Annotated in this window: 7 protein-coding genes; 4 read left to right on the top strand and 3 right to left on the bottom strand. The window is 65.7% G+C overall.

Annotated features, from left to right (window positions below):
- Window positions 1-70 precede the first annotated feature (70 nt).
- The 3 genes from nagA to QMA10_RS17425 are packed head-to-tail and all read right to left on the bottom strand — an operon-like array spanning window position 71 to window position 2,756.
- On the bottom strand, window positions 71-1,291 hold the full coding sequence (gene nagA / locus QMA10_RS17415; protein ID WP_290170457.1) for an N-acetylglucosamine-6-phosphate deacetylase: 1,221 nt from the start codon (window positions 1,289-1,291) through the stop codon (window positions 71-73).
- The gene (locus QMA10_RS17420; protein ID WP_290170458.1) at window positions 1,288-2,043 is read right to left on the bottom strand and encodes a glucosamine-6-phosphate deaminase; all 756 of its coding nucleotides are present in this window, start codon (window positions 2,041-2,043) and stop codon (window positions 1,288-1,290) included. Before QMA10_RS17420 ends, nagA begins: the two co-directional genes overlap by 4 nt.
- Entirely contained in the window at window positions 2,040-2,756 is a 717-nt protein-coding gene (locus tag QMA10_RS17425; protein WP_290170469.1) for a FadR/GntR family transcriptional regulator, read from the bottom strand. Before QMA10_RS17425 ends, QMA10_RS17420 begins: the two co-directional genes overlap by 4 nt.
- 277 nt (window positions 2,757-3,033) lie before the next feature.
- Here QMA10_RS17425 and QMA10_RS17430 point away from each other — a divergent pair, with 277 nt between their 5' ends.
- The 4 genes from QMA10_RS17430 (at window position 3,034) to QMA10_RS17445 (ending at window position 8,664) form a co-directional block, all read left to right on the top strand.
- Window positions 3,034-4,638, top strand: coding sequence for an ABC transporter substrate-binding protein (locus tag QMA10_RS17430; protein ID WP_290170459.1), 1,605 nt, complete (start codon window positions 3,034-3,036; stop codon window positions 4,636-4,638).
- 89 nt (window positions 4,639-4,727) lie between these two features.
- Entirely contained in the window at window positions 4,728-5,687 is a 960-nt protein-coding gene (locus QMA10_RS17435; protein ID WP_290170462.1) for an ABC transporter permease, read from the top strand.
- Window positions 5,688-5,689: 2 nt separating this feature from the next.
- The gene (locus QMA10_RS17440; RefSeq protein ID WP_290170465.1) at window positions 5,690-7,828 is read left to right on the top strand and encodes a dipeptide/oligopeptide/nickel ABC transporter permease/ATP-binding protein; all 2,139 of its coding nucleotides are present in this window, start codon (window positions 5,690-5,692) and stop codon (window positions 7,826-7,828) included.
- Window positions 7,825-8,664 carry an ATP-binding cassette domain-containing protein gene (locus QMA10_RS17445; protein WP_290170467.1) on the top strand — a complete coding sequence of 280 codons (840 nt, stop codon included), beginning with the start codon at window positions 7,825-7,827 and terminating at the stop codon, window positions 8,662-8,664. Before QMA10_RS17440 ends, QMA10_RS17445 begins: the two co-directional genes overlap by 4 nt.
- Window positions 8,665-8,747: the final 83 nt, after the last annotated feature.

The following is an 8,747-nucleotide window of genomic DNA, read 5'->3' on the forward strand; positions in this document are numbered from 1 at the left end:
CGGACAATATTTGTTCAGAGGTTGAGGCCCGTACCGTGTGGTACGGGCCTCAACTGTTTAACCACCAGGTTTAACCCTCGTAGATCCATACGCCGCGGCGCAGTACGCGGAGCAGGCGAAGGTCCGCGTCCAGCAGCAGCAGATCCGCCGCAGCACCGGCGGACAGGGTGCCGAGCCGTCCGGTCATCCCCAGGATCCGGGCCGGAACCTCCGTTGCCGCATGAAGGGCATCCTTTGCCGGGACGCCGGCAGCAACGGCATTGCGGACCAGGTCCAGCATGCCGGCCGTGCCGCCGGCCAGTGCACCGGACGCCAGCCTGGCCACACCGTTCTGCACGTGCACCTCGGCCGGTCCCAGCCGGTACATCCCGTCCAAAAGGCCTGCCGCGGCCATCGCATCAGTGACCAGGACAATATTGTCGGCACCGAGCAGCTCAAACATAGATGCCACCAGATAAGGGTCCAGGTGGACGTTGTCGGCGATCAGCTCGGCGACGGCGTTGCCGGACCCGGCCGCCCGCAGGGCCGCAGCAACGGCACCGGGGGAGCGGTGGTGCAGGGGATCCATGCCGTTGAACAGATGGGTGACCGTGGGAACGGCAGTGGCCAGCCCCGCTGCCGCGCGCGCCAGGGACGCTCCGGCGTCGTGCGCGGATGCCGCCGTATGCCCCAGGGAAGGAATCACCGAATGCGAGCACAGCAGGTCAACCAGGTCATTGGCCCCGGGCAGCTCGGGGGCATACGTCATGGTGCGCAGATGCCCGCGGGCGGCGGCGATCAATTGTTCGGCGAAGCCAACATCGGGGGACCGAAGCCACTGCGGGTCCTGGGCACCGCACCGGGCTGCAGAGAGGAAAGGTCCCTCCAAATGAATGCCGGCAATATCACCGGTTTCCGCCAAACCGGCCAGCACATCCAGTGCAGCGAGCAGATCGGCAGGGGACGCGGTGACCAGGCTCGCCAGCACCGTGGTGGTGCCGGAGGCATGCATCCGGTGCAGGGCGCTCCGCGCTGAGGCAGCGTCTGCGGACGGGAAGTCAACGCCGTGCCCGCCGTGATTGTGCACGTCAATCAGCCCCGGGACTGCCAGCTGCCCGGGAGACAAGGTCAAGGTGGTGACGCAGCCGCCGTCGATCCCCGCCTCGGTCAATGAATCCTGCAGTCCGCTCTGCGGTCCGGCATAAAGGATCTTGGGGCCGGCCACTGCAACAGCGCTGTCCTCCTCCACGCGTGTGCCCAGCAGCGCCCGGCCGCGGATCACCGTGACCGGCCGGGAGTTCCCGCGCGTCATGGATGGAGCCTTGCGGCCGCAGCACGGTCAAGGAATACGGTGACCTGCGGATGCAGCTGAAGAGCGGAAGCAGGACACTCCGGACTGACCGGTCCCTGCAATGCCCGGGAAACAATGTCCGCTTTGTCAGTGCCGTGTGCGATCAGGAGCAGATGGCGGGCCTGGAGAATGGTGCCGATGCCCTGCGTCAGGCAGAGCGCGGGCACTTCATCCAATGAATCAAAGAACCGCGCGTTGGCACGGCGGGTGCGTTCGGCCAGAACCTCCACCCGGGTCCGTGAATCCAGGGCGGCACCGGGCTCGTTGAAGGCGAGGTGGCCGTTGTGGCCGATGCCGAGGATCTGCAGGTCCACGCCGCCGGCGTCGCTGATCGCGCGTTCATAGCGCTGCGCTGAGGCATCAAGATCCGGGTCTGAAACGTCGGGCACATGGACGGCCCCGGGCCGCAGGCCCAGCCGCCGGGTGACTTCACTGTGGATGACAGCGGCATAGCTGCGCGGGTCCCGGGGAGGAAGCCCCACGTACTCGTCCAGGGCGAAACCCTGCACGCCCGAGAAGTCTCCGCCGGATTCAGCCAGCGCGTCATAGAGCGGAAGCGGTGAGGAACCGGTGGCAAATCCGAGCACCGCGTCTGGCTTGGCCTGCACGCAGGAGAGCACGACGGCGGCTGCCGCAGCACCGGCTTCTGCAGGGCTGTCCAGCACCATGATCTGCAGGGCGTCCTGCCGCTGCCTGTCCTTCTGCCCGTTCATCGGTTCACCAGAGCTGCAATGGCTTCGCGGATGCCGTCAAAATGGCTGTTGATCCGCTCCGAGGCCAGCGCTTTGTCTCCGCTCCGGACGGCTTCGTAGATTTCCCGATGCATGAGTGCGGTGGCATGAAGGCTGGTGGCTTCCATGCCTGCTTCGGCATGAATATGGCTGTAGACATCCCAGAAGACCGACATGAGGTGCGTCAGCAGTTCATTCCCCAGCGGTTCAAAGAGCTGGCGGTGAAACTCGGAGTCCACCGCTGCCAGGGCCTGCCCCTGATCAGCTAGTGATTCCATTTCCCGGACGGTTTCTTCTATCCGCGCGAGATGTTCCTCAGTCATCAGCGTCATGGCCTGGCCGATCAGACCCGATTCCAGGGTCTGCCGGACATCCACCAGTTCCAGTGCTTCCTTGCCCTGCTGCCGCAGCGACAGCCGTCCGCGGAAGGTCAGGCCGGTGGTCAGGGCGTCAAAGTTGGTGGGGGCCACGAACATGCCGTAGCCGTGCCGGATTTCCACAACTCCCAGAGCCTGCAGGACCTTCAGGGATTCGCGCAGTGTGTTCCGTCCAACGCCCAGGGCGCTGCAGAGCTCAGCTTCGGTGGGCAGGGGGCTCCCCGCGGCGAGGTTGTTGTGCAGGATCAGGTCCATGATGTCGTTCTGAAGCGCGGCCAAACGTGCCTGGGCGCTAAACCGGGGTGCACGCGAGGAAATGCCGGGTGCCGTGTCAGGGACGGGGAATGACGCAGTCTGCGCGGCTGCCCGGGGACGTGGTTCTGTCTCGTTCACCAAAATCGGAACTCCTTAGGAAACTGTCAGAGGCGTGCTTGCGGGGGTGCACCTGCGGCAACGGTACGCGGGCTACCCGGCACCGTCACCGTTCACATATGTGACGTGCTTGACCCGGTCTTGTGATTCAGCCTACAGTCTACTCAACCCGCATGGGATGTCCTACGTCCGATATCCGCCACACCCTGATTGGTGAGACACCATGAGTAAGACCACCGAAAGTACCGGGATCCTCCGGAACGCCAGCCGCCGTGATTTCCTTCGCATCGCCGGAGTCCTCGGCACCGCATCGGCCTTTGCCGGCTCGCTGGCCGCCTGCAGCCCCGGCGGATCCACCGCAGCAACCGGCGGCGGCGCGGCAGCCGCCGATTCCATTGAAGCCGGAATCTCCTATTCCCTGTCCACGGGATTCGATCCCATGACGTCCACCGGAGCAACGCCGGTGGCCGCAAACCTCCACATCTTCGAAGGCCTGACGGAGCTTCATCCGGCCACCCGCGAACCGTATCTGGCGCTGGCTGCCGCCGAGCCCGAAAAGGTCGACGACACCACGTACCGCGTCACGCTCCGTAAAGGCGCAAAGTTCCACAACGGCGACCCCGTCACTGCCGACGACGTCGTCTACTCCTTTGAGCGCGTGCTGGATCCGGCCAACAAGTCCCTTTTTGCCGGCTTTGTCCCGTTCATCGCCTCCGTCACTGCCGACGGCGACGCGGTGGAGTTCAAGCTGAAGTACCCCTTTGCTGAATTCGGCCCGCGCATCTCCGTGGTCAAGATCGTTCCGAAGGCGCTGGCCTCCAACCAGGCCGCCTTCGATCTGGCTCCGGTGGGCAGCGGCCCCTACAAGTTTGTTTCCGCGGTCAAGGAAGACCGGATTGTCTTCAAGAAGTTCGAGGAATACAACGGCTCCTATCCGGCCCGCGTCACCGACATGACCTGGCTGCTGCTGGCCGATCCGGCCGCACGCGTGGCCTCGGTTCCGTCCCGCGCCCAGGCCATCGAGGACATCCCCTACCTGGACGTTGACCAGCTCAAGGCAAAGCTCGATGTCGAATCCGTGCAGTCCTTCGGGCTGCTGTTCATGATGTTCAACTGCGCGTCGGAGAAGTTTGCCGACAAGCGGGTCCGGCAGGCACTGCACTACGCCACGAACACCGAGGACATCATCTCCAAGGCACTGCTGGGCAACGCGGCCGCCGCCACGTCCTACTTCCAGAAGGGCCACCCCTCCTACACGGAGGCCGGCACCGTCTACGGCTACGACCCGGAGAAGGCCAAGGCGCTGCTGAAGGAAGCCGGGATGGAAAACATGACCATCACGCTCACGTCCACCGACACCGGCTGGGTTACCCGCGTGACTCCGCTGATCAAGGAAAACTGGGACGCCATCGGCATCACCACCACGCTGGAACCGCTGCAGTCCGCTGCCGTCTACGCACCGGAAAAGGTGGGCGGCCAGAACTTCGATGTCCTGGTGGCCCCGGGTGATCCCTCAGTGTTCGGAAACGACGGCGACCTGCTCCTGAGCTGGTTCTACCGCGGCGACACCTGGGCAAAGAACCGCATGGCGTGGTCCGGGACCCCGGAATTCGCCGACGTCCAGGCAAAGCTGGACAAGGCGGTGCAGCTGGATCCGGCCGAGGCCAAGAAGATCCACGCCGCTGTCGTAGACATTGTGGCCGAAGAAGCGCCGCTGTACCCGCTGTTCCACCGCCAGCTGCCGACCGCCTGGGACAGCAGCACCCTTGACGGCTTTGCGCCGCTGCCCACCACCGGCCTCTCCTTTGTAGGCGTCGGCCGGAAGTAAGACCCCGCCCTGCCGGAAGCGGGGGACACCCCCCATAGAACAACCCCTGCTCCGGCAGGGCGGCCCGCATCGCTTGGAGAAACAAAAACATGGCTACACTATTGCGCCTGCTCGGCCGCAGGCTGGCAGCGCTGCCGTTCATGCTGCTGGGCGTGACGATCATGGTCTTTATCGTCCTGTCCGTCATTCCCGCAGACCGCGCCACTGCCGTCCTGGGTGAAAACGCCAGCGAAGAGGCCAAAGATGCCTTCCGCGAGGCGCGCGGCCTGAATGACTCCCTGCTCATCCAGTTCCTGCGCTACCTCGGCGGCGTGATCCGGCTGGACTTCGGCTACACCAATCCGCCCGAAGAATCGGTGGCCTCGAAGATCGCCTCGGCCTTTCCCGTCACCCTCCAGCTGACGATGCTGGGCATCCTGCTGGCCGTGGTGCTGGCCCTGGTCCTGGGCGTTACCAGTGCCCTGTACCGGGACCGCTGGCCGGACCAGCTGATCCGCGTCTTCTCCATAGCGGCCATCGCCACCCCCTCCTTCTGGCTCGCCATCCTGCTGATCCAGTGGCTGGCCCTGCCCGCCGGTTCCATTTTCCCCACCGGCGGTCTGGCTTGGGCCGAGCAGTACGGATTTGTTGGCTGGCTGTACTCGATGGCACTGCCCGCACTGGCCCTGGGCATCCCCGTATCCGCCTCGCTGATCCGGGTGGTCCGCACCTCCATGGTCGAAGAGCTGGACCGTGACTACGTGCGCACGGCCATCGGCAACGGCGTCCCGTACCGAACCGTTGTGGCACGGAATGTGCTGCGCAACGCGCTGGTCACTCCGGTAACCGTGCTGGGCCTGCGGGTGGGTTACCTCCTGGGCGGCGCCGTCGTTATTGAAAAAATCTTCAGCCTCAACGGCATGGGTGACCTCATCATCGTGGGCCTGAACACCTCGGACACCAACCTGGTGCAGGGCGCCGTGCTGACCATCGCCGTGGCTTTTGTGCTGGTCAACATCCTGGTGGATGTCCTTTATGTCCTCATTAATCCCCGGATCCGGACGGTATAACCATGCGCAACGGACTCGCTGAACGGCTCGCCGGCTCAGGCGCCCGCTTCAAATCCCTGAATCTCAGTTCCAAACTGGCCCTGGCATTCCTGATCTTCGTGGCCCTTATCGCCGTCGCCGGCCCGGCGCTGGCTCCCTACGGGGAGAATGAATCCAGCGCTCCGGTGCTGGCCCCCGGCGGCGACCACCTGATGGGAACCGACGGCTCCAGCTACGACGTTTTCTCCCGCCTGCTCTACGGAGCCCGGGTCTCAGCCGCGATCGGGCTGGGGTCGGTGGCCGTGGCCGTCATCCTGGGTGCCATTCTCGGCGCCCTGGCCGCCACGTCCCGCAAGTGGGTCAACGAGGGCATCATGCGGATCCTCGACATCATGATGGCTTTCCCCGGCATTGCCCTGGCCGCGGCCCTGCTCTTTGCCCTCAAGGAACACTCGCTGACCCTGTTCGGTTCCACGGTGCCGGTGATCATCTTCGCCATCGCCATTGTCTACACCCCGCAGCTGGCCCGCGTGGTCCGCGCCAATGTGCTGGCCCAGTACGGCGAGGACTATGTCCGTGCCGAACGGGTGATCGGCGCCGGCCGGCTGTTCATCCTGACCAAGCACGTGGTCCGCAACACCGCAGCCCCCGTGCTGGTTTTCGCCACAGTCATGGTGGCTGACGCGATCATCCTCGAAGCGTCACTGTCCTTCCTCGGCGCCGGCGTCCAGCCGCCGTCGGCCTCCTGGGGCAACGTGATGGCGGACGGCCGCAACGTGGTCTTCAGCGGTGCCTGGTGGCCGACGACGTTTGGCGGCATTTCCATCCTCCTCACCGTCCTGGCGCTGAACATCCTGGCCGAAGGCCTGACCGACGCCATGGTAAATCCGCGGATGCGCAGGGCTGCCCCGATCAAGGAAGAAACGGTCAAGCTGGCTGCCGCCACCGCCGTGCCCGCGGCACCGCCCGCAGCTGCCGCCGTCGTGGACGCAGTGCCGGCGGATAGTCCGCAGGCGACGGAGAATGAGTCCGCAGCCGCCCGGATCAACCTGCCCGGTTCGCTCGCCGCCCTGGCCGAGGAACTGCAGCTGCTGGCCGCCGTGGAGGAGCGCCGCACCGACCGGCTGCCCGCCGTCTCCGCCGACGCCCCGGTGATCCTTGAGGTGAAGGACCTGTCCATCCGCTTTCCGGGCCGCTACGGTGACACCGCCATTGTGGACCGGGTCAGCTTCACCGTCCGCGAGGGCGAAACCATGGGCCTGGTGGGGGAATCCGGCTGCGGAAAGTCCATCACGTCCCTGGCCGTCATGGGACTGCTGCCGCCCACCGCGGTGCTCAGCGGTTCCATCACCTTCCAGGGCAGGGAACTGCTCACCAATGATCCGCGTGAACGCGACCGCCTCTACCGCGGCCTGCGCGGCGAGCAGATTGCCATGGTCTACCAGGACGCACTGAGCTCGCTGAACCCGTCCATGCTGATCAAGGACCAGCTGCTGCAGCTGACCCGCCGCAACGGCCGCAAGACCCCGCGTGAGCTGCTGGAAATGGTCAAGCTGGATCCGGACCGGACGCTGGCAAGCTACCCGCACGAGCTCTCCGGCGGCCAGCGCCAGCGCGTGCTGGTGGCGATGGCGCTCTCCCGCTCGCCCAAGATCATTGTGGCGGACGAGCCCACCACCGCCCTGGACGTCACCGTCCAGAAACAGGTGGTGGACCTGCTCAACGAGCTCCGCGAGGAACTGGGTTTCGCCATGGTGTTCGTCAGCCATGACCTGGCGCTGGTGGCATCGCTGGCACACCGCATCACCGTCATGTATGCCGGGCAGGTGGTGGAATCCGCCGGAGCCTCCGAGCTGATGCGCAACCCGCAGCACGAATACACCCGCGGCCTGCTCGGAGCCGTGCTCTCCATCGAATCCGACGCCGACCGGCTGCACCAGATCCAGGGCACCGTCCCCTCACCGCGGGAATTCGCGTCAGGAGACCGGTTCGCGGAACGGTCGCTGCGGCCGGACGCCGATCCGGACCAGGTCCTGTCCTTTGTCCGCGTGGGTGACGGCGACCATTTCTGGGCCAGCCACCTCACGGACAGCAGCAGCGACGACGGCGGCGGACGGCTTCCGCTGGCCGCCGCAACCACCAGCGCCGAAGGACAGTCATGAGCACCAGCACAGCAGCCCGCGGCGCAGCGCCCGCAGCAGGGACCGGGACCCCCGTTCTGGAACTGAAGGGACTAAAAGTCCACCACCGCACCCGCACCGGCTCCATCTTCCGCCCCAATATCGTCAAGGCCGTGGACGGCGTGGACTTCAGCGTCCGCCGCGGTGAAACAGTGGGCGTGGTGGGGGAGTCCGGCTGCGGCAAGTCCACCCTGGCCTCGGTCCTGGTGGGGCTGCAGGAACCCACCGCCGGGCAGGTGCTGTTCCACGGCAAGCCGGCCAGCATCCGCCGTGCCGCGGACCGCAAGCGCTTCGGCCAGGACGTTGCCGTGGTTTTCCAGGACCCGTCCACCGCCCTCAACCCGCGGATGACCATCCAGGACATCCTCACCGATCCGCTGCAGGTCCACGGTATCGGCGACGCCCGCTCCCGTGCGGCCAAGGTCAAGGACCTGCTGGCGCTGGTGGGGCTGCCCTACTCTGCCGCCGAGGTCACCCCGCACCAGGTGTCCGGCGGGCAGCGCCAGCGCGTGGCCATTGCCCGCGCCCTGGCCCTGGACCCGGCGGTCATTGTTGCCGATGAACCCACGTCGGCCCTCGACGTTTCCGTCCGGGCGCAGGTCCTTAACCTGCTCGCGGACCTGAAACGGGAGCTGAACCTGGGCATGGTCTTCATCTCGCATGACATCCAGACCGTCCGCTACGTTTCCGACCGGATCTGCGTTATGTACTACGGACGGATTGTCGAGGAAGGGCCGGCCGAACAGGTCTTTGCCTCCCCGAAGGACGACTACACCCGCAAGCTGCTGGGCGCCGCGCCGAGCCTGCTGCACCCCTGATTTACACCGCACTGACCAGTTTTACCGCACCAACCATTACCAGCACTTTGGAGATATTGTGGCCGCTCAGCCCACCCCCCAGT

The sequence above is a fragment of the Arthrobacter sp. APC 3897 genome (assembly GCF_030407495.1).
Lineage (GTDB): Bacteria > Actinomycetota > Actinomycetes > Actinomycetales > Micrococcaceae > Arthrobacter_B.

Bases quoted from the DNA above. Each gene is read 5' to 3' on its own strand.
- QMA10_RS17435 (WP_290170462.1), top strand. From the start codon at position 4,728: ATGGCTACACTATTGCGCCTGCTCGGCCGCAGGCTGGCAGCGCTGCCG.
- QMA10_RS17440 (WP_290170465.1), top strand. From the start codon at position 5,690: ATGCGCAACGGACTCGCTGAACGGCTCGCCGGCTCAGGCGCCCGCTTC.
- QMA10_RS17445 (WP_290170467.1), top strand. From the start codon at position 7,825: ATGAGCACCAGCACAGCAGCCCGCGGCGCAGCGCCCGCAGCAGGGACC.
- QMA10_RS17430 (WP_290170459.1), top strand. From the start codon at position 3,034: ATGAGTAAGACCACCGAAAGTACCGGGATCCTCCGGAACGCCAGCCGC.
- nagA (WP_290170457.1), bottom strand. From the start codon at position 1,291: ATGACGCGCGGGAACTCCCGGCCGGTCACGGTGATCCGCGGCCGGGCG.
- QMA10_RS17420 (WP_290170458.1), bottom strand. From the start codon at position 2,043: ATGAACGGGCAGAAGGACAGGCAGCGGCAGGACGCCCTGCAGATCATG.